The following is a 24,587-nucleotide window of genomic DNA, read 5'->3' on the forward strand; positions in this document are numbered from 1 at the left end:
CCCACTCCCTTGGCTGCTATCATTCAAACAATTCTAGAAACGCTCTGGTAATTGTCGTTTTGGTCACACGGCCTATTAATTCATATGTATGAGGCGTGCTTTCTTTTTCCCTGACTACCGGCAAAGAATCAATATGATTATTGATAAGCTTGTTAGCTGCTGCAAGTAATGTTTCTTCTGGTGAAATGGTAACAATATTGGGCATACGAGTCATGATTACATTCACTGGCAATTCATTTAAATTTTTATTACCTATAGCTGCTCGGATTAAATCCTTCCTCGAGATAACACCTGCAAGATTTCCCTCATCATCAACCGCATATAATGTACCTACATCCTCCAAAAAAAGCTGGACAATAGCGTCGTAAACAGAAGCTGATTTACTGATAACAATAGGAAGAGCTTTGAAATCATTTACTAGTTTTGAAGAATACTTGGCGGCCTTCATTTTCATTGTTTTTTCGGAACTTAAATAATATCCGACTCTCGGTCTAGCCTCTAATGAACCAGCCATTGTCAAAATAGCAAGATCCGGTCTTAGGGTTGCCCGTGTCAGAGAAAGCTTATCGGCAATTTCCTTCCCGGGAATCGGCCCTTCCTTTTTAACAATTTGAAGAATTTCTTCCTGGCGTTTTGTTAATTTAATTTTAACCACCACCTTATTCCCCATAAAATATGTAATACTATATATTCAATTGTGTTATCCTAATTAAGATATAGTATATAACATTAATGCTTAAAACGGAACAATAAGCTTGCCTTTTTTCAAAAAAATATAACATTATAATTTTTGGAAGCAAGAAAAAGAAAGTTGATTAATTTCGGAGCTTCACCAAAAATGGGTTTTATGTTCTATTTGCCTGTTGATTTTCGCATCAAAGCTCGTATTTGCTCCAATCAAAAAGTTTTTATGAGTCCAAAAATCTTCACTAATGGTTTATTCAAGGACAGTATTTTGTTTGAAAGTATGAATTTAAAGGATATGAGGTTTTTTCGCCAATTAGTTGGCAAAAAAAAAACGGCTCAAGGGCCGGTTTTTCGTTTATATAAAGTTAAGTTCGGGGGATAAGTTATCTATCATATTGGCATCTAAATCTACATATTCCAGTAATAAAATATATTTTTCTGTTTTATCATTGATTGTATCCACTAGCTCACTTTCAAGCATATCTTCTGAAGCAATATCCAAAATCGTTTCACAAATAGAGTCATTGTGTTGATTTGAAACCTGGATAACAGGGACAGCGGGAAAAATTAGCGGATTATATTCTTTGGCATTGGTAAAGACCGTCATATTTTCCGGTCGAAACCCTTCTGAAAATAAATGGTCTATGGCATCTTCAGTTTGCTTAACTGAATGAAAAATGCCGGCAATTGTATTCCTCATAATGCCGCTCCTTTTAGGAAACCTGTTGATGCTAATTTTTACCCACATTTTTTTTTGCATAAACTAATCCATTAGGAGGTAACTATTGGTAATTATTTTACAAATGGTATCTTTACGAAAATGGGTGGTTATGTTAGGGGTGGCTTTTTATTTTCGTCTTCAGGTGCTCGTATTCCGCTTCAATCAAGATGCTATAAAAAAAGCAACAATGCAACGTATAACCAACAGGATATAATAGATCCTACAAATCTAGTGACAGTTGTTCACTTACAAAGTTATCACCTTTTTTGCCGGTCTTATCAGACTTTTTCGCGTTAATTGTTTCATTACTCTTATAACATTTTAAAATCTCTTTAATTCGTTTGTTTTCTTTTACAGCATCTACAATTGGCGTTGGGTATCCCAATTGATAAAAGCCCGGGAACCGCCATGGTTCATGAATATATTCGGCTGGAAGATTTTTAAGCTCTTGAACATACCTCTTAATAAAGGTGCCATCTCTATCAATTTCTTTTCCAAGTTTAACAGGGTCCAATATTTTAATAGACTTTTTATCCAGGATACCAGAAAGCAGTTCCATTTGATAAAAATGGATGGCTGGTTCATAATCAAGCAGCAGATTTGCAAATCGAATCGAAAAGCTATACCAATCTAGTAATAATGTATTCACAGCAAAGGAGGCTACAAGAACTCGCAAATAATAGGGAAGCCAGCCTGTTTTCTCCAAATTCCTCATCAAAGAATCTATAATTGGTATTCCAGTCTTGCCCGTAAAAAGAAGTTCAAGCTTATGTTCATCTTTTGCTCGTATATGATCAAAGTTAAAATCAGTCGAAGCATTTATTTTACTATTTTTCTTCGATAAAACATCCATTGTATAACTTCGTATAAATAGATTGTCTAAAAAGGCTTTCATCTGAACCTTTGCATTTTCATCATTTAAGCTTTTTCTTTTCTCTTCGGTCTTTTGAACAATCGTTCTTAATGAGATATTCCCCCATGTCAAATAGGGTGAAATTCTGCTCGATGAAAACGAAGACTGTATCGGCTTTTTGTAATTTTCAAGATAATGTTCATGCCTTTCATCGAGAAAGGAGGTCAAAGAATCAAAAGCGACGCTCTCTCCTCCTAATTGGCCATACCTTATTTTGAACCCATTAATTTTTATAGATTCAAGACGTTTTAAACCCGTAAAGAAAGGTTCCTTATAATCCTTCACAAAGCGAATGTTTTTGGGAGTTTCCAAAGTGGCCTCACTTATAAAAGCCTCCCACCATTTTTTGTATTTTGTTTTTGTTACTATTTCATTTTCTAAGGGGAAATCAGTGAACTCGTATATGGGCATTTGATTAGCAGCCATCCAATTTCTAATCCTTTTATTGCGTTCGTCTAAAAACGAAGTGCCAGCTTCAGTATTAAAGTAAAAACCAAAGTATCCGTAATCTTTTTTAAGGTTCTCGAGTACCTCTTCCATTTCTCCTACTGTGATAATTAGACTACCACCAACATTATTCAGGCTTTTTTCTAAATCTCCCAAGCTTTCTAAAATAAATTGAAAGTGTCTTGCCGAAAAGTCATCTTGTTTCCATCTAGATGGTTCAACTACATAAAGAGGCAATACATCTTTATGCTTCGATGCCTCATAAAGGGGTTTGTGATCCGATAGTCTTAGATCCCGGCTGTACCAGACAATATTCATCCCAGTCCCCTTCCTTTCAGCAGAATTTTCTTATTGTTATTTTTTATAATTTAAAGATAAAAGCCGCTGTCGGCGGCTTTATACTATTACAAGTTCAGTTCAAGCATAACCGGGCAATGATCGCTGCCCATAATATCACAATGAAGCTGGGAATCAATTAAAGAATCTGATAATCTTTCAGAGGCAATAAAATAGTCAATACGCCACCCGATATTTCGTTCCCTTACCTTGCTCATATAGCTCCACCAGGTATATGCACCTTGTTTTTCAGGATAAAAGTGCCTAAAGGTATCAATAAAACCAGTCCCAAGCAAGTCTGTCATTTTTCCTCGTTCTTCATTCGTAAAGCCTGAGTTACCCTTATTTGAATTAGGGTTTTTTAAATCAATTTCATTATGGGCAACATTCAAGTCACCGCAAAGAACAACAGGCTTTTGCTTATCCAAATCGGCAAGATACTGTCTCAGCTGATCTTCCCATTCAAGCCGGTAGCTGATTCTTGCAAGATCTCTTTGTGAATTTGGAGTATATACATTTACAAGAAAAAAGGAATCGAATTCAAGGGTCAGTACCCTGCCTTCAGGGTCTGGAATATCCTCTCCCATTCCGCGTCTCCAGGAGAGAGGTTTTTTCTTTGAAAAAACCGCGGTCCCGGAATAACCCTTTTTCTCTGCATAATTCCAAAATAGATCATAGCCTTCAATTGCCAAATCAACCTGGCCTTCCTGGAGCTTAATTTCCTGCAAACAAAAAATATCAGCATCAATTTGTGAAAAATAATCCATAAAGCCCTTTTTTAAACAGGCCCTTAATCCATTTACATTCCATGATACAATCTTCATTTTCTTCTCCTCTTATATACCCATTTCTTTCTTTAGTAAATTTACATTACCTTCATGAAATTTCTTCATAATCCTGGGAAAAGAATAATGATTCAAAACTGAATAAGTTTCCAGCTCTTTATTTTCAGTCATTAACTGGCGGGTTTTTGAAATATATTCTTTTGAGTCTCTGATTCTTTTCTCAATTTCTTCAGAATCACCTGTTACTGAACCATGGCCAGGTATCAAAAGCTTTATTCTATATTGTTTTACTATTTTTGATGCTATTTCAAGAGTTTTTTCGTAATCCCTACTGTTTGAATAAATATAGGGAAATTCAATATCAGATAAGTAGTCTCCCGCAATCCATATGCCAAGAGGTTCAATTAACGTAAATATCCCATCATTTGTATGCCCGTTTGCCATATAAAAAGTAAAGGTGTATTTTCCGAGCTTTAACGTTTGCTTATTTTTTTCTACCTTATAATCAATTTCTGGATAAGTAATTTCATAGTTTCTTTTTATATAGTAGGAATCGTCAAATTCCCTTATTTGTTCAAGAATGGCTTCCTTTTTTGGATTCCCAATCATATTGGCAGCTCCAATAACTTTTGCCCCTGGAAATGCTTTATACCCAATAATATGGTCATAATCGGAATGAGTAAAAAGCAAATAAAAAGGTTTATCCCCTTTTCTTTCATCGATATATCTGCGGATGTATTCAACTTCCTCCGGAAGCCAGCATGGATCAGCAGCAAGAATAAAGTCTTCCGTTTCAATTACTGTGGAGTTTGTCTGAAAAAGTGAACTCTGGATTACTAATGTATGGTTATCTTTATATAAAATCATACGATCCCCTCTCCCGTACTCTTTTCTTTATTTTAACGGAAAGATAGTCCTTTTGCTTACTTTTTGGCTAGTAAAAATGAAAAGCTCCATGCGGAATTTTCCGCTTGGAGCCTTTTTAAGCTAATCAGAATTTATATCCATAAATTCTGAACGCATAAGCAAAACTAAGGCATCCGCCAAAAAGGACTTGGCGAATGCCAAGTTTTTCTAATAGCGGGAATGCTAGTTAACTTTTTAAAACATCCTCAATTCTTGCTAACTCTTCTTCTGAAAAATCAAGATTATTAAGTGCCTTAACGTTCTCCTCAATCTGGCTTACTTTGCTTGCACCAATAAGAACAGACGTTACTTTTTCGCCTCTTAGAACCCAAGAAAGAGCCATCTGGGAAAGACTTTGTCCCCGTTCAGTTGCTATCTCGTTTAATTTTTGAACGCGGTTGATAACTTCCGGTGTCACATGTTCTTCTTTTAGGAATCCGGTAGACTTTGCAGCACGCGAATCTGCTGGAATGCCTGTTAAGTATTTATTCGTTAACATGCCTTGTGCTAGCGGACTAAAAGCAATTGAACCTACACCATTTTCCTGCAGTACATCTTGCAAACCATTCTCTATCCATCTATTAAACATAGAATAGCTTGGCTGATGAATTAATAATGGAGTGCCCAGTTTTTTTAAGATTTTAATCGCTTCTGCTGTTTGCTCTGCACTGTAATTAGAAATTCCTACATATAAAGCTTTACCCTGGCGGACAATCGAATCTAAGGCTGCCATCGTCTCTTCCAGCGGTGTTTCAGGGTCCGGACGGTGAGAGTAAAATATATCTACATAATCCAGGCCCATGCGTTTGAGGCTTTGGTCAAGACTTGAAACTAGATTTTTTCTGGAGCCCCACTCTCCATATGGGCCCGGCCACATATAGTATCCTGCTTTAGTTGAGATAATCATCTCATCACGATATGGAGCAAAGTCTGATTTTAAAATCTGTCCAAACATTTCTTCAGCAGAACCGGCAGGAGGCCCATAATTATTCGCAAGGTCAAAATGAGTAATTCCTAAGTCAAAAGCTCTTCTTAACATTGCACGGCCATTTTCAACGGTATCGACACCGCCAAAGTTATGCCAAAGTCCTAAGGAAACGGCAGGAAGACGAAGTCCTGAACGCCCGCTTCGGTTATATTTCATAGTTTTGTAACGATTTGATTCAGCTTGATATACCATTTTTTACACTCTCCCTCTTAATTTGTTGTTCTTCTGTAGCCAAGGCTGCGGTATTGGGCCTTTTTTTCCCCGCCAATATCAGAAACAATAAACCTGCCCCGGCAAAGATGGTATAAAATATAATCAGAGTTCCATAGCTAAATATCTCTGAAATAATCCCGAATAGTAAAAACCCAAGTGTTGATCCAATTGAAGTGGTATTCATATAAAGTGTTGTTGCTGTTCCCTGTGCTTCCGGAATGAAATCCTGAAAATAAGATATGGCTATACCGCCAGTTATGGAAACCTGTGCCGCACTTAATAGCTGAAGCGGATAAATTTGCCACGGCTCTTTAACGAATCCAAATAATAAGAAATAAACAAAGGCAGTTCCAAAGCCGATTTTTATCAATTTACTATTATCAATTTTTGTTGCCCAAATTCCAATCAAAATCATTAATGGAACCTCAAAAACCGGGGGAACACTAAAAACCATCCCTACATCCATCTCAGTTCCATGCAAAACCTTTGTGACAAACTGAGGGACGTTCAGCATATGGATTGAGATAGCACACGATAGCAAGAAAGTCGCAGCAAGGAAAGCAAATATTTGAGGTCTCTTTACATAATTCCCTACTGATAGCGGCGGAGTCTTTACAATTGTAACTTCTTGAGCAGACAAATCCTTTAACAGAAAAGTAATTGTCAAAAATACTAGTAAATATCCAGAAGCAACAAATAAGAAAAGTCCCTTAAAACCAATCAATTGAAGAAGCCAGGCACCGAGTGCAGGCCCTACAGTCCATGCGAGTGCAAAGAACATCCTGAAAATATTCATTATAAATGGCGTGTCTGTGCTTGGTATATTCGCTTGTTTTAGCGCATCCCTAGCATATGCCCATAATTGAGGAACAGCGGCCCCGGTAACTCCTAGGATAAAAAAACCGGTTAATGCTAATGTATAGTAATTCCTTAAAAAAGCATATAAAGTGTATCCAATTATACCTGCAAAGGTTGCAAGAACCATGATCTTTTTCCTGCTTAAACTCGTATCAGACAATTTTGCTATATAACTGCTAATAGTTACTCCGCCCAGGGCGGTAACTGTCATAAAGATTCCAAACCCAACATTGCTCATTCCTACTTCATCTATTCCAAATAGAGAAGAAAAAGGTGCGAAAAAGGATGAGGAGAGCCCAAGAATAAAATTTATTAAAAACAGGACCGGAAAAGAGGGTATCCTCCAGACAAAAAGCATTCTCTCCCTTGCGGCTGTAATAGCCTTATTCTTCATTTCCATCATCAGTCCAATCAAGAGGTATTATTATAAGATTTTTAGACTCTGTTAAACTTCTATTCACTAGAATCAGTTCCCTTTCCACAGACTAACTACTGCCAAGTCTCATAGGTTTTGTCCGGCCAGTTTTCCGGGCTTATATTTAGGACATTAAACAGAGCTATTTTTGAAAGAAGTTTCCATACTATTCTATAATAATACCTTATTTAAATAAATCATCATTTTTAACTAGCAATTCTCGGTTTTCAATAAGGTCCTTATACCAATAGGCTGATTTTTTCAACTTACGGTTACGTTTTTCCTCCAGGTTAATTTCAACAAGACCATATCGATTTTTAAAGGCATTCATTGGGGAAACATTATCGGTAAATGCCCAAAGCATATAGCCTGTGCAATTGGAACCTTGATCGACACCTAATAATAGCCATTTTAAATGCTCGCTGATAAACTCAATTCGGTAATCGTCCTGAATGATACCATTCTCATTTTTGAATCGGAACTCATTTTCTACTCCCATACCATTCTCGGCAATAAACCATTCAATATTTCCGTATTCCTCTTTCATCCTTACGGCCATATCATACATAATTTGTGGGTAGATTTCCCATCCCCTAAACGGATTCATTTTTCGGCCCGGAAGTTCAAACATTTCATAGTAATAGGCAGGATGGAAAGGCGTGTTTTTATTCCAGGAAGTCCTTCTTGCCTTAATTCGGTGAGGAAAGTACAAATTGAGCCCAACATAATCTACCGTATTTTCTTTTATTAATCGTAGTTCTTCGTCTGTGGATTCAAAGGAAATATCGTGCTTTTCCATTAAACTGATTAGCTCAGGCGGATACTCTCCTTTTATAGATGGATCTAAAAATATACGATTAAAAAATAAATCATAAATTTTGGCTGCTTCAAAATCATGCGAAGCTGAAGAGCGTGGATATGTAACCTCCGGGTTCAAAATTACACCGATTTTGGAACCATACTTTTTTTTGTAGCCCTTTTGTTTGAAGAGCTGGACAACCTTAGCTGTTGCCAAAACCTTGTTAAAATTCCACTGCATCCACTTCATCGTGTTTTGCTCATAGGGATAGCGAATGGCATCTAAATATACACGTGTTTGAACAACAATTGGTTCATTAAAAGTAAACCAGTTTTTTACACGGTCGCCATAACGTTCAAAAACCTTTTCTGCATACTTTACGAATAAATCCACAACATGCTTGGAACCCCAACCCCCATACCTCTCCAATAAATCAGCGGGCAGTTCATAATGTTCCAGGCAAATCATGGGTTCAATATCGTTATTAATTAATCCATTTATTACCTGGTCCATATAATCGGCGTACCCTTCATCAATAACAGCATTTTCGTAGTCTGTAAAAAAGCGGGACCAATTAATGGAGGTACGATAATGGGTTAATCCAATTTCTTTCATATATTCAATGTCTTCTTCATACCGATTGTAAAAGTCAGTTGCAACAGCTGGCCCATAGCCGTTGTGCCACACATGCTTGGCATTTTTATACCATAAGTCAAGGTATGAGTCCTGGCCTTCCTTTTTATCGGTCCAGCCTTCTGTTTGCCATGCTGAAGCTGCTGCTCCTAATATAAAATTGCCAGGAACCTTTATTTTGTAAGAATCCATGAATGGTACTCCCTTAAAATCATTTAAAATGGAGATTAGTTTCAATTAACTAATCTCCATCTTACTTCTATTATTTTCGGGTCGGATTTTTATAATTCTTCCCCATTTGTTGCAATAACTTTTTTATACCAATCAAAGCTCTTCTTCTTATATCTTTTTAGATCTCTTAAATCTGTTTCACCGCGGTTAACAAAGATAAAGCCATATCTCTTTTCAAATTGTCCGCCGGAGCTGATGAGATCTGTTGAACCCCAAGTCAGATATCCAAATACTTCTACGCCCTCTTCCATGGCAATTTTCATTTGCTTGATATGCTCTCTTACATAATCTATACGATAATTATCTTCAACAGTGTTATTTTCATTTAATTCTTCACGTACACCAATACCGTTTTCAGTAATGAAAATGGGCAAACGGTAGCGAGCATACATATCCTTTAAGCAAACTCTCAAACCGATTGGATCAATTGCCCATCCCCATTCATTTGTCTTCAGGTTCGGATTCTGTGTTATTCCGGAAATCAGCCATTTTCCATCAGCTTTTTCAGCACTTACAACCTGGCTTTGATAGTAGCTGATGCTTAAATAGTCAACTGTATTTTCCTTTAGCAGCTTTGCGTCCTCTTCTTCAAATACAGGCATAATACCTTTCTTTTCGAGATCTTTTGTAATGTAAGATGGATATTCACCATTAGCAAACACATCAAAATAAAAATCAACCAAGAGTTCTTTTGCTTTTATGTGAGCAATAGTATCCTCAGGCTTGCAAGTCATTGGATATGTTACCTGATAAGTAACCATTCCAGCCATTTGCCCGCAAGGAACTAACTCATGCAGAGATTTTACGGCTTTGGCATGTGCTACAAATGCATTATGAGTAACCTGATATCTTAAAGCTTCTTCATTTTCTGCGCCTTCAAGATTCACTCCCCAGAATTGAGGGTTTGTTAACACTAGGTTTTGCTCGTTAAAAGTCAGCCAGTATTTTATTTTATGGCCGAAACGCTTGAATACAGTTCTTGCATAACGGTCAAATAAATCAACTACCTCTCTTGATGCAAACCCATTGTATTTTTCCTGCAAAGCCAGCGGCAGGTCAAAGTGATATAGAGTAATAACAGGCTGAATTCCATTTTCCAGCATTTCATCAAATAAGTCATCATAGAATTGAAGACCTTCTTCATTTACTTCTCCTTCACCATCAGGAAAAATTCTTGACCAGGAAATGCTTGTCCGGTATGCATTGAATCCTAACTCTTTGAAAAGTGCGATATCTTCTTTATAACGATGATAAAAATCTACTGCATTTTTCCAGTCAGATTGACCTTCTTTCACAGGACGCGCATCTACGATTGATGGACCTTTTCCACCTTCGTTCCAAGCACCTTCGGTTTGAAAGGATGTTACCGCTCCTCCCCATAAAAAACCTTCTGGAATCACATTTTTATTTGTCATTTTCATTCCTCTTTTCTGATTTAGTCTTAAAATTATTTATTATTAAATGAATATACTTTCGGGTTTGTTCCCTTAATTCCGGTCTCTAAAATCTTATTAACAGTTAGAATTTCCACGCTCCGAATGGTTGCATCTGATTAAATTTCCGTCCCTACTGACCTTTTACTACCAAATAGGAACAAATCCATTAATTTCAGCTAATATGCTATCAATCTCTTCAATCGCAGCTTCAGGGATCTCTAAAGAAGAAGCTTTTACATTTTCCTCTACCTGTTCTGGCCTGCTGGCACCAATAATAGCTGAACTAACACCTGGCTGTCTTAGTACCCATGCAAGTGCTAATTGCGACAATTTAACATCAAGGTTTTCTGCTATCGTTTCTATTTTTTGCACTCGGCTCAATACATCATCATTTAAATAACTATTAATCCAGGTGTTGGTTTGATCATTTGCTGCACGGCTGGATGAAGGAACAGGCTGGCCCGGTTTATATTTACCAGTCAATATTCCTTGTGCAAGCGGCGAAAATACTACTTGCCCCAGACCTTCTTTTTCACATACAGGCAATACCTCTTTTTCGATATAACGTACAAGCATATTATAAATTGGCTGGTTGGAAATTAGAGGTCTTAGATTTTTATCCTTTGCAATATGTACAGCATCCGTAATTTGCGCTGCTGACCATTCGCTTACTCCTGCATAAAGAACCTTTCCTTGTGTGACAAGATCGTCTAGTGCTCTTAAGGTCTCCTCCAAAGGAGTTTCCATGTCATAGCGATGGCATTGATAAAGGTCTATATAATCAACCCCCAACCGCTTTAAACTTGCTTCACACTGTTCAATAATATGCTTTCTGGAAAGCCCTCTATCATTAGGTCCCTTCCCATTGAAAAATAAACTTTTGTTGCTAAAACATAACTTGAACGCTGATATTCCTTTAAAGCCTCACCAAGGACCACCTCAGCTTCCCCTTTGTTATATGCGTTAGCAGTATCAAAAAAGTTGATTCCCAGCTCATAAGCCTTGTGAATACAAGCTGCGGATTGATCCTTTTCAACAGCTGTTCCATAAGTCAGCCAGCTTCCAAGCCCAATTTCACTTACTTTTAAACCGGAATTTCCTAATAGTCTATATTTCATTAGAGTCCTCCCATTATTCGCCTTTGGACAGTTTTCGTTTAAGTTCAAAGTTTCGAAAAGCTTTTACAAACGCTTACATATAATATTATAAATCTATTTTCATATTTGTCTATTCATATATAAAAAAAGTATAGTCAAATTTTTAATCCAAAAAAATTTATCCAACATCAAGAGATAAATGCTGGGAGTTATGAAGCCTCCAATAAAATCCTTTTTTATTGATTAATTCTTCATGTGAACCTTCTTCCACTATTCTTCCTTTATCAATGAATAAAATCCGAGTAGCATTCTGAATTGTAGAAAGTCTATGAGCGATAATAAAGGAAGTTCGGCCTCTTAATAATGTTTCCAGGCCTTTTTGAAGTGCAAGCTCCGTCTCCGTATCAATTGATGATGTTGCTTCATCTAAAATAAGAATCTTTGGGTTTGCTAATAACGCTCTGGCAAACGATATAAGCTGCCTTTGCCCGGTGGAAAGTCTAGTTCCTCTTTCATTTACCTCTGTTTGATAACCATCTTTTAGATCTTTAATAAATTGATGAGCCTGAACTGCTTTTGATGCTTTTATAACTTCTTCATCCGTAGCATCAAGTCTTCCGTAGCGCATATTTTCTATAATAGTACCAGAAAAGATAAATGGATCCTGAAGCATAACACCCATTTGTTTACGTAAGGATGGTATGGTTACAGTTGAGATATCGACATCATCAATTTTGATCTGACCGCTATTAATATCATAAAAACGGCTTATTAAACTAACAATGGTCGTCTTTCCTGAACCTGTTGCACCGACAAGAGCAATTGTATCTCCCGGGTTTACCTTAAAGTTAATATTATCGAGGATTCTTTCCTCCTCATACCCAAACACCACATGGTCAAACTCTACTTTTCCTTTGATTGCCTTAAGTTCATTTGCATTAGGGCTGCTCATTACTGTCGGCTTCTCATCCATCATCTCAAAGATTCTTTCTAAATAAGCCATAGCATTAATAATCGCATTATAGAAGTTCCCTATATTCGCAAGTGGAGCCCAAAACATCCAGATATAACCCACAAATGCAACCATAGCCCCAACGGTCACTCCATGTCCGATAGAAGAAATACCAACCACATAAATGAGTGAAACAGTGAGAACCGAGATATTTTCAATTGAAGGCCATAATAAAAATTGAATATACACAGCCTTCATCCACGATTTTCGATAACCTCCAGATATTTCTGAGAAAATTTTCTTATTTTCCTCTTCACGGGCGAATGCCTGGGTTACCTTAATTCCATTAATACTTTCATGTATATAAGCATTCATATTGGACTGCTTATTACTCAAGTCCTGCCAAGCCTTTCGCTGAGCATTTTTAATAAAGAATATAACCGCCGCAAGCACTGGAAAACCAGCCATAGTGAGTAAGGTGAGCTTACTGTCAATGGAAAGCATAAATCCAAAAATGACTATTAAGCTGAATATGTCTGTAATTAAGTTAATTAGACCGTTAGAAAGAAGGTCACTTAAGGAATTAACATAATTCACAACTCGGACTAAGATTTTACCATGTGGTCTGCTATCGTAAAACGAAAATGAAAGCTTTTGCAGGTGGCTAAACAAATCTTCCCTTAACTTTTCAATGACACTCTGTCCAATTTCTGACATCATTCTGATTCTATATTTCATACAGATTCCGGTCACTACCAATGCCAATAAATATATTCCGGACAAAAGAAAAAGGCCCGTAATATTCTTGTCTGGAATTTCTTTATCGATAGCCTGTTTAATCAAATAAGGACCAATTAGATTGGCACTACTGGCAATCAGCATAAATAAAACCGTAAGTATTATTTTAGACTTATAAGGCTTAAGGTAAGCAAATAACCTCTTTAAATGAGAAAAGCTAAATGGGGTTTCCAGTTCTTCATCGACGTTAAATTTATTTCGTGCCATTTTTATATCACTTCCTGACCATGGAGCTTGTGATCAAAGTTTCCATACTGATTCTTGTAAACATTAAAATAGTAGCCTTTTTTCTTAAGAAGCTCTTCATGTTTTCCTCTTTCTATAATCTTTCCGTCGTTCATAACTAAAATTAAATCGGCCTCTTTTACAGAGGAAATCCGGTGTGCAATTATAAAACAACTCTTATTTTGCTGACTTGATTTTAATGTAGTTTGAATCTTAACCTCAGTTTCCATATCAACAGCTGAAGTGGTGTCGTCGAGAATAAGAATCGCCGGGTCCTTCAGAATGGCACGGGCAAGCGCAATACGCTGACGCTGTCCACCAGAAAGGCCAACACCCCGTTCTCCAACGATTGTTTCATAGCCTTCGGGGAGTTCTGCAATAAAGTCATGAGCCTCTGCCATCTTTGCAGCAGACTGAACCGTTTCCAGCGAAGCATAAGGATTTCCGTAGGCAATATTTCCCTCAATCGTATCGGAAAACAGAAAAATATCCTGCATAACCATTGCCATGCCTTCCCGTAATTTATGAAGGTCCCATTCTTTTACATTAACCCCGTCTACTTTCACATCACCACTATTTGCATCATAAAATCTGCTTAGCAGATTGACCAGTGTAGACTTTCCTGCACCCGTTGGCCCTATGATTGCAAGGGTTTGGCCCGGCTTAACTTTAAAACTAATATCTTTAAGAACAGGACCGTCTCCATAGCTAAAATTAACATGGTCAAATTCAACAATACCTTTGAATTTTTTTATTTCTATGATTTGTCCCTGATTTTTTATCTTTGGTTTTGTATTAAGCAGGTCCTCAACCTTTTCCGCTGACGCAATAAAACGCTGAACATCGTTTAGTAGCCAGCCAGCCATCCGCATTGGGTTGCTTAAAGCCCAAATTAAGGAGTTAAAGGTAACTAACTCACCAACAGAAAGCGAACCGCGGATAACCATTATTCCGCCAACCAGAATCATGACAACAGTTAATACACTTGCAAGTGAATCAAGAACAGGTAAATACTTCTCCCATACTTTAGCTGATTGAAGGTTTTTAATTTTAAATGCCTCATTTTCAACTGAAAACTTTTCAATTTCATATTCTTCCTTTGCGAATGCCTTAACTACCCTATTGCCGCTAATGTTTTCCTGAACAACAGAATTCAACCGGGCAAATTGATTTCTTATTTCAGTAAAAGTTGGGCGAACTGCATAGGTTAACTTGTAAGCAAAAAATCCAATAACTGGTGTAACCACTAACATCGCCAATGCTAGAGGCGGATCGATATAAAACATAAAGCATACAGCAAAGATCAAAATCATCGCGTTTTCAAATATCATATAAATAGTCCAGGCCGTAAAGTGCCGGACAGCCTCAAGGTCACCTGTCATTCTTGCCATGATATCACCTGTTTTGGTCTGGTCATAAAAACTAAAATCCAACTGATGAAGACGACCATACAAATGCTCTCTCATGGTAAAAATCACATTCTGCGAAAGTTTTTCAAACATCATTTGATAACCATAACGGACTGCTGTCCTGATAAATGTGAAACCAATCATAAGGAGAAGCAGTTTCCATAAGAGGTTCTTTTGATGTCCGTACATGACTTTATCCACTATTTTCCCTGCCAAATAGGGGTTTAGCATATTCATTGCTGAAACAATCAATGCCAGTAAGAGTCCTAATACTAATCTGGTCCTGTACTTTCGAAGATATCCCCAGGCCCAATGTAAGCTATGCATAATCTGTGCCTCCTTCCTAAGCATAAATAAATAATATTTCGGTTTCCGTCTTATTATGTATGTTTTTCTAAAGATAGACTTTTTGAAAATTCAGATGTTTTTTATAGAAGTTCTGTAAACTGCTACTTCAACGTTTGAAGGCGCTGATTTTCCCGTTATATTACAGGCCCTCATTCTATAAAAACAGGTACCTTCTATTTGTGATAAATCCTTAAAGGGCTGGAATGGAACAGAATCTTCTATAATATTGTCTGCAATAGTCACCCATGGTCCATCGATATAATCAGAACGCTCTAAAATATATTTTTCTGCACCAGCAGCACCTCTCCAGCTAATCCTTTCAGGAGTTTCAATAGGTAATAGAATGGGTGCCTCTGGTGTTTCTATTTCAGGGAGCTCCATTTTTCTTATTCGATAGGCTGATTCTCTTAAGTAATGAAGTTTTTCTAGTTCACCTGTTGCTTTTCTCGAGGAAAAACCTGGCCAGTTAAAACAAGGATTGCCGGGATCACTCGGATTACCATGATAATAAAATCCGCCATCCTTATTATGATATCGAAGGCTCCAAAGAAGAGCACCAGCAGCTCCTTCTTCTATTGCAGTATCGATGACTTTCTTTACCATAATTGTATCCCTGTGATTAAATTCACCAATAATAAAAGGCTTTTTCCCGTTGGAACGTTTAATGTCTGCCATCACCCGGCCAATAAGATCATGACCGCGGTCGACATAATAATGATTCGAAACTATATCAATATTGGGGTTTTCCAAAGAATCTTCTGATAGTCCATATTTTCCATCAATAATTAAATGATTAGAATCGAGACTTCTAATATACTCTGAGATTTCAGCCGTCCATGTATCAGGGCATTCATCAAGTTCATTTCCTGTTTCCCAGGCCATAATAGCCTTATCCTCTTTATAAGGAACACCAGTATATGAATTTGTTCGGTTAATAACAAAATTAATTAGCATCTTAAAATCTTCTATTATTTTACGGTCTGACCAAAACTCCTCTGCGGATTTTCCACTTAATGCAGCAAAATGCTTGAAACCGCCAAACCAATCCCAGTAATCGATAAAAGGAATAACAAGTCTGATATTGTATTTCCCCGCAAGTTCTATTACCTTATCAAGATCTTTGAACAATTCCTCATCAAACTGTCCATGGCCGTAAATATGTGCTTTCCCATTTTCCCCCGGACGGATTCCCCCTTTTACGGAAAAGGTATAAGTCCTTGTGACCTGTCCTCCCATCAGGTTAATCGTTTTAAAAGCATCCTCTACTTCCCACGAATCTATTCGGTGCCAATTCGGTAAAGGGTCTTCGTTTATATGAAGGTTTGGGATATTAATAGATACGAAGCGAAACTCCTCTTCCCCGTTAAACAGTTTATCCCCTTTACGGGTAATAAAATGATTCACCTGCTTACCTCCTAAAATTACAACTTTTTATTATTTTTGGGCATTTAAACAAAATAAACTCAAATCAATATAGTCAGCCATTGCTTTCGCACCATTTTTGCTGGGATGCAAATGATCGCCTGAATCGTATTCTGGCAGGAGCTTACCAGGGTTATCAGGATCTTCTGTTGCTTTGTCAAAATCGATAATCCCATCAAATTCTCCAGAAGTTCTTATCCATTCGTTAACAGTCTGACGTTTATTTTCTTCCAGCGATGTAAGTCCTCTATATTCTCCAAATGGCATAATAGTTGCACCAAATATCTTTTTGTCCTCTTCATGCGCTGTTTTTATATAATTTCTTAAACCATTAATTATTTCTTCTGCACTTACAGGTTCTGAGATTGGTTCTGGCCCGCAGGAATGGATGATGTCATTAACACCATGTAAGACTATTACAAAATCCGAGCAGGAATGTATAGCATCTTGTTTGAATCGCTTTATTCCAGCAATTCCATATTTATAGGAATACGGGCTGTCATTTAGAACTTTATTGCCGCCGATTCCCTGGCGTAAAACTCCAATAGGCTTCGATTCTTTTACTAAGCGATCTGCAAAGTAATCAGGCCAATCCATAGCAGTAATAGAATCACCAAAAGTTACAACAGAAGTAAAATCATTTCTTGTTAATACATCAATGCCTGTTAATAATGGCAAAGCAGGATCTAAACTGGTTTCTGTGCTTTCCAAATTAATCGGAAATGAAAAAGAGCTTGAGTAATCTCCCTGAACAGAGGTACAACACTCACTGCTTCCCAAATACGCTGTAGCTATAGAAGTGTTTCCGGAAAATAACAGACTAATAGCTACGCTTTCTAAATTTGTGGTTTCTAAATCTATTTCATCACTATAAACTTCATTCTGGAGAGGTTGCATCACTATGGATTGCTCACCATCAAATGTAACTTTACGATTTGTGCCCTCTGAAATATTACTATTTTCGTATGCTATTGCAACATCTGCACCTGATAGAGATACTGGCTGATGGCCAAATCGATTGGAAAACTTCAATCTTATTTTCTTGCCTCCAATTGAAAGTTTTATCTTTGCACGAAGTGTTTGATTATTAAAATGAAGAGGAGCTGAGGAATAATCCACGGGACTAACACTCCAGGATCCAACCCATTTCTCTGTATTTTGCAGGTTATCCATTTTTATACCTCCTATAAGATAAGTCCTTTATCCTTCTAAGTTTTTCAAAACAAATCTAACTCCTAAGGCATATATTGCCGGCGCAAGGAAAATTAAGAAGATAAAATTCATATGTGTGAGATAGAAAAGAGCAATTAAAATTATAATCAGGAAGATGGTTCTTAAGAACTTCTTCATCATTAAATAAAAACTGTACAAAATCGTTTGTTTAAGTGTTAATTCCTTTTTTACTTTTATCCAGGAAATATAAGTAAATAACACTAAGGTCAAAACAAAAATATAAAGAAATCCAAACTTAATAAAAGACGCAGTATTAGCATTAACCGAAGCCGGAAATGGTAAAATGATGAATGCACTTAAATATATGATCAGACCAAACATAACCAAAGATAATCTGTTATTGCCCTTATATTTTAGGCTTATATCTCGAAAAAGCTTTCTGATTGGCAGACCGCTACCAGATAAAATTTCATCGACTGCTTCTAGTAATGTACAAAAAGAGGCAGTTAAACCGAGAAATATGAAGCCCTTAAACAAAGTAAGCCAAAAAAAGATACTCATCTTAATCAATTGATAGGTTAAATCAATAAGAGCAAGAAACTTGTTCTCTATTAAACTTAAAACTCCTTTATTCATCACTTTCACCTTCTTGGGAAAAGGGTACTTGCTTGTATATAAGCAAGTACCCCCCCATTTTAATTTGTTATTTCAAGTTATAGTCTTTACGAAGCTGGTCGCCTAGTTTTTTCAATTCCTTAGCAGGATCTGAATTTTTAAGATTAATATTATCAAATACTGGGGTAACTTTGTTAGCTATCTCCGCATATTCAGGAATATATGGAGCAGGTAATACTGTTTTACCTTCTTTAAGTGTTGCAGCCAAAGACTTTACATTTCCTGGAGCATTAGCCATAGATACAATTTTATCAGCATTACGTTTTACAGTAGGAACCGCTGAGATAGTATTGATTTGAAGATCCTGTCCTTTACCTGTTGATAAGTATTTCAATAATTCAAATGCTTCCTTAGGATGTTTTGTGCTCTTACCAATTGAAATTGGAAGATAGGTTGCTCTCGCCAAATTTCCGGCCTTACCTGCTGGCATCGGTACAACATCCCATTTGAAGGAAGAGTTTTTATTTATATCTGCCCAGTCCCAAGGACCAATTAATTTCATAGCAGCTTTACCAGAAATGAAAAGGTTTGATAATCCTTGAGATTGAGCAGAAGTAGGCTGTACATGGTATTTATTAATTAAGTCTCGTGCAAACTTTACTGCCTCAATAGACTCAGGAGAGTCGATAATGACCTTCTTTCCATCTTCGCTGACAACTCCACCGCCATTTTCAACTAATAACTCATCAATATAGAAGTTTTCAATTCCGAATTGAACTGTCTTACCACCTTGAGTTTTTGTTAATTTTTGTGCAGCATCGAGGAAGTCAGACCAGGTCCAATCATCCTTTGGATAAGGAACACCAGCTGCATCAAACATGTCCTTGTTATAAGCCATTTGGAAAGTAGAAGCGTCACGAATTAACGCATATTGCTTATTATCAACTTGTCCTAATTTAAGTACATTTGGCATATATTCATCTTGATTGATTTTTTTATCAGATAAATCCATCAATATACCTTTAGAAACAAACTGTCCAAAAGCGGTAGGCTGAACCCAAACTAGGTCAGGCTGGTCTCCGCCTGCAGACATTGTTAAAAATTTATCATTAAATTTGTCGTAAGGAGCAAAAACAGGTTTAACTTTAATACCAGGATTATCTTTTTCAAACGCTTTAAAGATTTCCCCTTCTAGTTTTGTTCCTTCAGGGTTGTTATTCCAGGTTAAGATCCTGAGAGTGACATCTTTAGAACCGCCGCTAGCAGATTCTGATTTGGAGTTACATCCAGTTAAGAAAACAGATAAAGCAAAAACTAGTGATAAAAGCAAAATTCCTAAACCTTTTTTCTTCTTCATCAGCTTGGTACCCCCTAATATTTTTAAATATAATAATTAGATAAATGCAGCTTTAATGTATATACATTTATCCACGTAAAGCCCTTGGTTATCAACCTTTACCGCCTGTAGTAGCAATACCTTGAATAAAGTATTTCTGGCCAACAAAGAACAGGATAATTAAAGGCAAAATGATTAATACACTGGCTGCCATCATTGGTCCCCATGAGATTATCAGGGCTCCTTTAAACTGGAGGATACCTAAAGCAAGTGTGTACATTGAATCATCATTCAGATAAATTAATGGTCCAAGAAAATCATTCCAGGTCCACATAAAACTTAATAAGGCAACTGTTATTACAGCAGGGACTGATAAAGGCAAGATGATTCTCCAGAAGATTCCGAACGTGCCGCATCCATCTAAAAAGGCGGATTCTTCAAGCTCTTTAGGTATTGTTTTAAAGAACTGACGGAGTAAGAAGATAAAGTATGCGTTTCCAAAGAATGCAGGAACAACCAAGGGAAGAAAGGTATTAACCCACCCAAGTTTTGAGAAGATCATATAGACAGGTATCATCGTTACCTGTGGAGGAAGCATCATAGTTGCCAAAAGCAAGACGAACCATGCATCTCTTCCTTTTCCTTTTATACGGGCAAATCCATAAGCAACGACAGTAGAGGATAAAACCGTTCCCGCAACCGTCAATACAGTTACAATAATGGAATTCCAATAATACTGGCCAAAATTCACCATTGTAAATACATCTTTATAGTTTGAGAACTTCCAGTGATCCGGGATAATTGTTGGCGGGAAACTTAAAGCTTCACTTTCAGGCTTTAATGAAGTTCCAAGCAGCCATAAAAACGGAAAGATAAATACAATCGATAAGCCAATTAAAAGAGCATAAGTTACTAATCTTTCAACTATTCTTCCCTTTTTAATACTTCTTTCTTTCTTCACTTTTACTCGAGGTTTTACTTTTGCATCAGCTAGTTCCATCACTATTCCTCCCTTCCTTGATTACTCATCGAATTCATAGTAGACTTTTTTACCGAATACTTTAAATTGAAGAATTGTGAAGATTAAGATAATCACAAACAAGATCCAAGCAAGTGCAGAGGCGTAGCCCATTTTAAAGAATTTAAACGCACCCTGGTAAAGGTAGAATACATAGAAAAGTGACTTATAGTTTGGTCCACCATTCCCACTGCTGACAACATATGCCTGGGTAAAAATTTGGAAGGAACCGATAAGTCCCATTATTAAGTTGAAGAAGATAACGTTAGAAGTCATTGGAACGGTAACATGCCAGAATTTCCTTATTTTTCCGGCTCCATCTAATTCAGCAGCTTCATATAATGAAGTTGGTACGCTTTGAAGTCCTGCCAAATAGATAACCATTCCTCCACCGGCTCCCCAGAGACTCATGATGATCAAACTTGGCTTCACCATAGATTCGCTTAATAGCCAGTTTGATGTTGGCAGATGAAAAAATTCTAAAATTGCGTTGGCGATACCGAAATCCGGTTGAAAGATTAAAATCCAGAGCAATGAGCTTGCTACAGTTGGCACTAGTGAAGGTAAATAAAAGATAGTTCTAAAAACACCCATAAACTTTACCTTCGAATTTAACAATACAGCTAACAAATAGCCAACAACCAACCCCAGCGGCACACCGATAACCGTGTAAAATATAGTGTTCCATAACGATTGCCAGAATAATGGATCATCCGTCAGGATCTTTTTATAATTTTCTATACCCACCCAATTAGCGGTGCCCAATCCAGAATAATCAGTAAAGGACATGTATAAAGAGTAAATCATTGGCCCTGCTGTAAAGATAAAGAAACCGATTAACCATGGCATTATGAACATATAAAACAAAAATGTTCTCGATCTATTCATCTTCCTCCCCCAACCTCCTGGGTTTCCCCTATTTTTCCAAAGCTAGTATCAAGCCGACAGATATGTAAACCTTTTCAAATTAATATAGTAGCAGTTTCTCCCTCCATTACTTTAATAGATTGTAATTTAAAGTTGTAATTAAAGGATAATTTTCCAAAAGAGAAAACTAACTACAACTTAGTTAAAATATAGAAATTAGAACACCTATGTAAGCCTTTACAACTTTATTTTTATATTAAACCCATTTTTTCTTTTGCGCAACTAAATTTTAAGTAATTTTTTACTTAATAATTTTATTTTTTAACTTAATAAGCAGATTATACACTCTTTTTCGATTTAATGTCTATACTTTTTAGACATTTTAGAAAAGTAAATCATTTAATTCCCACATTCTTAATAAATCGCATAACCCCTCTAAGTATAAGGTTTTAAGTGCTATAGCTTTTTCCCTCTACTCCATTACTTAAATTAATTTATTTATTTTTCCCTTTTAAATCAACATAGCAACCGTTTGCACTGCTCCTCTTTGAAATTCATCGATTACTTTATAAAAAGTAAAAAAAGTATTGAAATTAAGTAATTTAATTGATAGTATTTTAATAAATAGTAAGTAAGTTCATTTATGTTTATTTTGTAAGGGCTTCCAAATAGGCGTTTTACATTCCTTAATGGAAAAATTTACTTTTTTAAGAGGTGATGAAGTTGGCGATTAAGGTAAACAGTTCAAGTAAGGAATTTCATTTATTCAACAGTGAAGTTAGCTATATTTTTAGAGTGTTAGAGAAAAGTAATCAATTAGAACATTTGTATTTTGGTGAAAGAATAAAACATCGCGATTCTTTTAAGCACTTAATTGAAAGAGAAGTTCGTCCTTCGTGTAATATGTTTGAGGGAGATCATACTTCATCACTGGAACACATTAAACAGGAATATCCGAGCTTCGGTACAACAGACTATCGTTACCCAGCTCATATGTTAACGAATAATATAGGCAGCAAGATTACAAATTTCCAATATGAAAACTATCAAATCTTTTCCGGAAAGCCGGCTCTTTCCAATTTGCCAGCAACATATACAGAAGATACAAATGAGGCAGATACGTTAGCAATCACCTTATTTGATGATGTTTTACAGTGTAAATTAGTTTTAACTTATACTATCTATTCAGACCGTAATGTTATTTGCAGGAATGCAAGATTCATTAATGAAGGCATGCAAGTATTCTATATAGATAACGCTATGAGTACAAGTGTGGATTTTCCTGATGATAGGTTTGAAATGCTGCATCTTACAGGGGCATGGGCACGTGAATCTCATGTAGAAGTGCAGCCATTATTTAAAGGTATTCAATCTACATATAGTGCAAGAGGAGCAAGCAGCCATGCTCATAATCCTTTTTTCGCCTTAAAAAGACCCGATACTACAGAGCATACAGGGGAAGTTTATGGTTTCAGCCTTGTATATAGCGGCAACTTTCTAGGCCAGGTTGAGGTTGATACCTATAGTGTCACCCGGGTTATGATGGGTATTAATCCTTTTCAATTTAAATGGAAACTAAACCCTCAAGAGTTCTTCCAAACACCTGAATGTGTAATGGTATATTCCAATAAAGGTTTAAACGGCATGAGCCAGACGTACCATGATTTGTACAGGTCCCGACTTGTCCGTGGATTCTGGCGGGATAAGGTGCGTCCCATTTTAATTAACAACTGGGAAGCAACCTATTTTCATTTTAATGAGGAAAAAATCTTATCTATTGCTCAAACTGCAAAAGATTTAGCAATTGAACTATTTGTTCTGGATGATGGCTGGTTTGGAAAGCGAAATGATGATACCAGTTCATTGGGAGATTGGTTTGAGGATAAAACAAAATTACCGAATGGTATTCAGGGGTTATCTGAAAAAGTTGATGCTATGGGCATGAAATTTGGACTTTGGTTTGAACCAGAAATGGTTTGCAAGGATACAAAACCATTTAAAGAGCACCCAGATTGGATTATTGCAACTCCTGATCGCAGGGCCTCTCACGGACGCAATCAATTCATTTTAGACTTTTCAAGAGAAGCAGTGGTTGAACATATATTTTGGTTAATGGATAGTATTCTATCAAAATCAAAGATTTCATATATTAAGTGGGATATGAACCGTTATATGACAGAAATTTATTCACAAAGGCTCGGCTTCGATCAGCAAGGTGAAGTAGCCCACCGTTATATACTTGGTGTTTATTCGCTTTACGAGAGGCTAATTGCAAAGTACCCTGAAATTCTCTTTGAATCTTGTGCTGGCGGCGGGGCTCGTTTTGATCCAGGTCTTCTCTACTATGCCCCTCAGGCTTGGGCAAGTGATAATACAGATGCAGCGGAAAGATTAAAAATCCAGTACGGTACCTCAATGGTTTACCCACTAAGTTCCATTGGTAGCCACATTTCTGCTGTTCCGAACCACCAGGTGGGCAGAACTACACCAATGGAAACCAGGGCAGATGTAGCTTATTTTGGCACCTTCGGATATGAGCTCGACATTACTAAATTAAGCCAAGAAGACAAATCCAAAGTAATGGCCCAAACCAGATTTTTCAAGGAAAAACGTGAGCTTATCCGCAATGGCAAATTCTTTCGTCTGGTAAATCCTTTTGAATCCAATGAAGTTTCATGGATGGTTGTATCGGAGGATAAAAAGGAAGCTATGGTAGGTTACTACAAGGTCCTAGCAAAGCCAAATGATAAATATTATCGTGTTAAATTAAAAGGACTTGATCCAGATAAGCTATACTCCATTGCTGAAAAAGAGACTACACATTATGGAGACGAATTAATGAATGTTGGAATTGTTTTAGCTGAAGATTACACCGACCGGGCATCAGAGTATTGGAGCAGAGAAAAATCCGGTGATTTCTCGTCTAAGCTATTTCTATTAAAAGAAGTAAATGCTTAAA

18 protein-coding genes and 1 pseudogene are annotated in these 24,587 nt (G+C 36.8%); 1 reads left to right on the forward strand and 18 read right to left on the reverse strand.

The window, feature by feature from the left end; all coding sequences use genetic code 11:
- Positions 1-19: 19 nt before the first annotated feature.
- The 18 genes and pseudogenes from ccpN to AC3WR0_RS13805 form a co-directional block, all read right to left on the reverse strand.
- Entirely contained in the window at positions 20-670 is a 651-nt protein-coding gene (ccpN, locus tag AC3WR0_RS13720) for a transcriptional regulator CcpN (protein ID WP_492552842.1), read from the reverse strand.
- A gap of 372 nt (positions 671-1,042) precedes the next feature.
- The gene (locus AC3WR0_RS13725) at positions 1,043-1,387 is read right to left on the reverse strand and encodes a hypothetical protein (RefSeq protein ID WP_492552843.1); all 345 of its coding nucleotides are present in this window, start codon (positions 1,385-1,387) and stop codon (positions 1,043-1,045) included.
- 241 nt (positions 1,388-1,628) lie between these two features.
- Positions 1,629-3,086, reverse strand: a complete 1,458-nt coding sequence (locus tag AC3WR0_RS13730; protein ID WP_492552844.1) for an FAD-binding domain-containing protein — start codon at positions 3,084-3,086, stop codon at positions 1,629-1,631.
- Positions 3,087-3,172: 86 nt separating this feature from the next.
- Positions 3,173-3,928: an exodeoxyribonuclease III gene (locus AC3WR0_RS13735; protein ID WP_492552845.1), complete on the reverse strand. Its 756-nt coding sequence runs from the start codon at positions 3,926-3,928 to the stop codon at positions 3,173-3,175.
- A 12-nt stretch (positions 3,929-3,940) separates the two neighbouring features.
- Positions 3,941-4,756, reverse strand: a complete 816-nt coding sequence (locus AC3WR0_RS13740; RefSeq protein WP_492552846.1) for an MBL fold metallo-hydrolase — start codon at positions 4,754-4,756, stop codon at positions 3,941-3,943.
- Between the two features lie 226 nt (positions 4,757-4,982).
- Positions 4,983-5,975: an L-glyceraldehyde 3-phosphate reductase gene (gene mgrA / locus AC3WR0_RS13745; protein ID WP_492552847.1), complete on the reverse strand. Its 993-nt coding sequence runs from the start codon at positions 5,973-5,975 to the stop codon at positions 4,983-4,985.
- Entirely contained in the window at positions 5,959-7,257 is a 1,299-nt protein-coding gene (locus tag AC3WR0_RS13750; protein WP_492552848.1) for a sugar efflux transporter, read from the reverse strand. The genes mgrA and AC3WR0_RS13750 overlap by 17 nt, the downstream gene beginning before the upstream one ends.
- A gap of 196 nt (positions 7,258-7,453) precedes the next feature.
- Entirely contained in the window at positions 7,454-8,893 is a 1,440-nt protein-coding gene (locus AC3WR0_RS13755) for a glycoside hydrolase family 1 protein (protein WP_492552849.1), read from the reverse strand.
- 89 nt (positions 8,894-8,982) lie between these two features.
- Positions 8,983-10,353 (reverse strand): glycoside hydrolase family 1 protein, encoded by a 1,371-nt coding sequence (locus tag AC3WR0_RS13760; RefSeq protein ID WP_492552850.1) that lies wholly within the window; start codon positions 10,351-10,353, stop codon positions 8,983-8,985.
- A gap of 159 nt (positions 10,354-10,512) precedes the next feature.
- Positions 10,513-11,486 (reverse strand): annotated as a pseudogene (locus AC3WR0_RS13765) (aldo/keto reductase family protein).
- Positions 11,487-11,643: 157 nt separating this feature from the next.
- Positions 11,644-13,422 (reverse strand): ABC transporter ATP-binding protein, encoded by a 1,779-nt coding sequence (locus AC3WR0_RS13770; protein WP_492552851.1) that lies wholly within the window; start codon positions 13,420-13,422, stop codon positions 11,644-11,646.
- A gap of 2 nt (positions 13,423-13,424) precedes the next feature.
- A complete protein-coding gene (locus AC3WR0_RS13775; protein ID WP_492552852.1) occupies positions 13,425-15,176 on the reverse strand; it encodes an ABC transporter ATP-binding protein in 1,752 nt (583 codons plus the stop codon).
- Between the two features lie 90 nt (positions 15,177-15,266).
- Entirely contained in the window at positions 15,267-16,601 is a 1,335-nt protein-coding gene (locus AC3WR0_RS13780; protein ID WP_492552853.1) for a cellulase family glycosylhydrolase, read from the reverse strand.
- Between the two features lie 30 nt (positions 16,602-16,631).
- On the reverse strand, positions 16,632-17,792 hold the full coding sequence (locus tag AC3WR0_RS13785) for a GDSL-type esterase/lipase family protein (RefSeq protein ID WP_492552854.1): 1,161 nt from the start codon (positions 17,790-17,792) through the stop codon (positions 16,632-16,634).
- 27 nt (positions 17,793-17,819) lie between these two features.
- Positions 17,820-18,428 (reverse strand): hypothetical protein, encoded by a 609-nt coding sequence (locus AC3WR0_RS13790; RefSeq protein ID WP_492552855.1) that lies wholly within the window; start codon positions 18,426-18,428, stop codon positions 17,820-17,822.
- Between the two features lie 67 nt (positions 18,429-18,495).
- A complete protein-coding gene (locus AC3WR0_RS13795) occupies positions 18,496-19,764 on the reverse strand; it encodes an ABC transporter substrate-binding protein (protein ID WP_492552856.1) in 1,269 nt (422 codons plus the stop codon).
- A gap of 91 nt (positions 19,765-19,855) precedes the next feature.
- Entirely contained in the window at positions 19,856-20,743 is an 888-nt protein-coding gene (locus tag AC3WR0_RS13800) for a carbohydrate ABC transporter permease (protein WP_492552857.1), read from the reverse strand.
- A gap of 21 nt (positions 20,744-20,764) precedes the next feature.
- On the reverse strand, positions 20,765-21,649 hold the full coding sequence (locus AC3WR0_RS13805; protein WP_492552858.1) for a carbohydrate ABC transporter permease: 885 nt from the start codon (positions 21,647-21,649) through the stop codon (positions 20,765-20,767).
- A 702-nt stretch (positions 21,650-22,351) separates the two neighbouring features.
- Between AC3WR0_RS13805 and AC3WR0_RS13810 the strand changes: the two genes are divergently transcribed.
- Positions 22,352-24,586 carry an alpha-galactosidase gene (locus AC3WR0_RS13810; RefSeq protein ID WP_492552859.1) on the forward strand — a complete coding sequence of 745 codons (2,235 nt, stop codon included), beginning with the start codon at positions 22,352-22,354 and terminating at the stop codon, positions 24,584-24,586.
- The last annotated feature ends 1 nt before the right edge of the window (position 24,587 follow it).

The sequence above is a fragment of the Neobacillus sp. FW104-15D2 genome, assembly GCF_058790155.1.

Excerpts from the sequence above, each read along its gene's own strand:
- ccpN (WP_492552842.1), bottom strand. The coding sequence starts at position 670 with ATGGGGAATAAGGTGGTGGTTAAAATTAAATTAACAAAACGCCAGGAA.
- AC3WR0_RS13725 (WP_492552843.1), bottom strand. The coding sequence starts at position 1,387 with ATGAGGAATACAATTGCCGGCATTTTTCATTCAGTTAAGCAAACTGAA.
- AC3WR0_RS13730 (WP_492552844.1), bottom strand. The coding sequence starts at position 3,086 with ATGAATATTGTCTGGTACAGCCGGGATCTAAGACTATCGGATCACAAA.
- AC3WR0_RS13735 (WP_492552845.1), bottom strand. The coding sequence starts at position 3,928 with ATGAAGATTGTATCATGGAATGTAAATGGATTAAGGGCCTGTTTAAAA.
- AC3WR0_RS13740 (WP_492552846.1), bottom strand. The coding sequence starts at position 4,756 with ATGATTTTATATAAAGATAACCATACATTAGTAATCCAGAGTTCACTT.
- mgrA (WP_492552847.1), bottom strand. The coding sequence starts at position 5,975 with ATGGTATATCAAGCTGAATCAAATCGTTACAAAACTATGAAATATAAC.
- AC3WR0_RS13750 (WP_492552848.1), bottom strand. The coding sequence starts at position 7,257 with ATGATGGAAATGAAGAATAAGGCTATTACAGCCGCAAGGGAGAGAATG.
- AC3WR0_RS13755 (WP_492552849.1), bottom strand. The coding sequence starts at position 8,893 with ATGGATTCTTACAAAATAAAGGTTCCTGGCAATTTTATATTAGGAGCA.
- AC3WR0_RS13760 (WP_492552850.1), bottom strand. The coding sequence starts at position 10,353 with ATGAAAATGACAAATAAAAATGTGATTCCAGAAGGTTTTTTATGGGGA.
- AC3WR0_RS13770 (WP_492552851.1), bottom strand. The coding sequence starts at position 13,422 with ATGGCACGAAATAAATTTAACGTCGATGAAGAACTGGAAACCCCATTT.
- AC3WR0_RS13775 (WP_492552852.1), bottom strand. The coding sequence starts at position 15,176 with ATGCATAGCTTACATTGGGCCTGGGGATATCTTCGAAAGTACAGGACC.
- AC3WR0_RS13785 (WP_492552854.1), bottom strand. The coding sequence starts at position 17,792 with ATGGATAACCTGCAAAATACAGAGAAATGGGTTGGATCCTGGAGTGTT.
- AC3WR0_RS13790 (WP_492552855.1), bottom strand. The coding sequence starts at position 18,428 with ATGAATAAAGGAGTTTTAAGTTTAATAGAGAACAAGTTTCTTGCTCTT.
- AC3WR0_RS13795 (WP_492552856.1), bottom strand. The coding sequence starts at position 19,764 with ATGAAGAAGAAAAAAGGTTTAGGAATTTTGCTTTTATCACTAGTTTTT.
- AC3WR0_RS13800 (WP_492552857.1), bottom strand. The coding sequence starts at position 20,743 with ATGGAACTAGCTGATGCAAAAGTAAAACCTCGAGTAAAAGTGAAGAAA.
- AC3WR0_RS13805 (WP_492552858.1), bottom strand. The coding sequence starts at position 21,649 with ATGAATAGATCGAGAACATTTTTGTTTTATATGTTCATAATGCCATGG.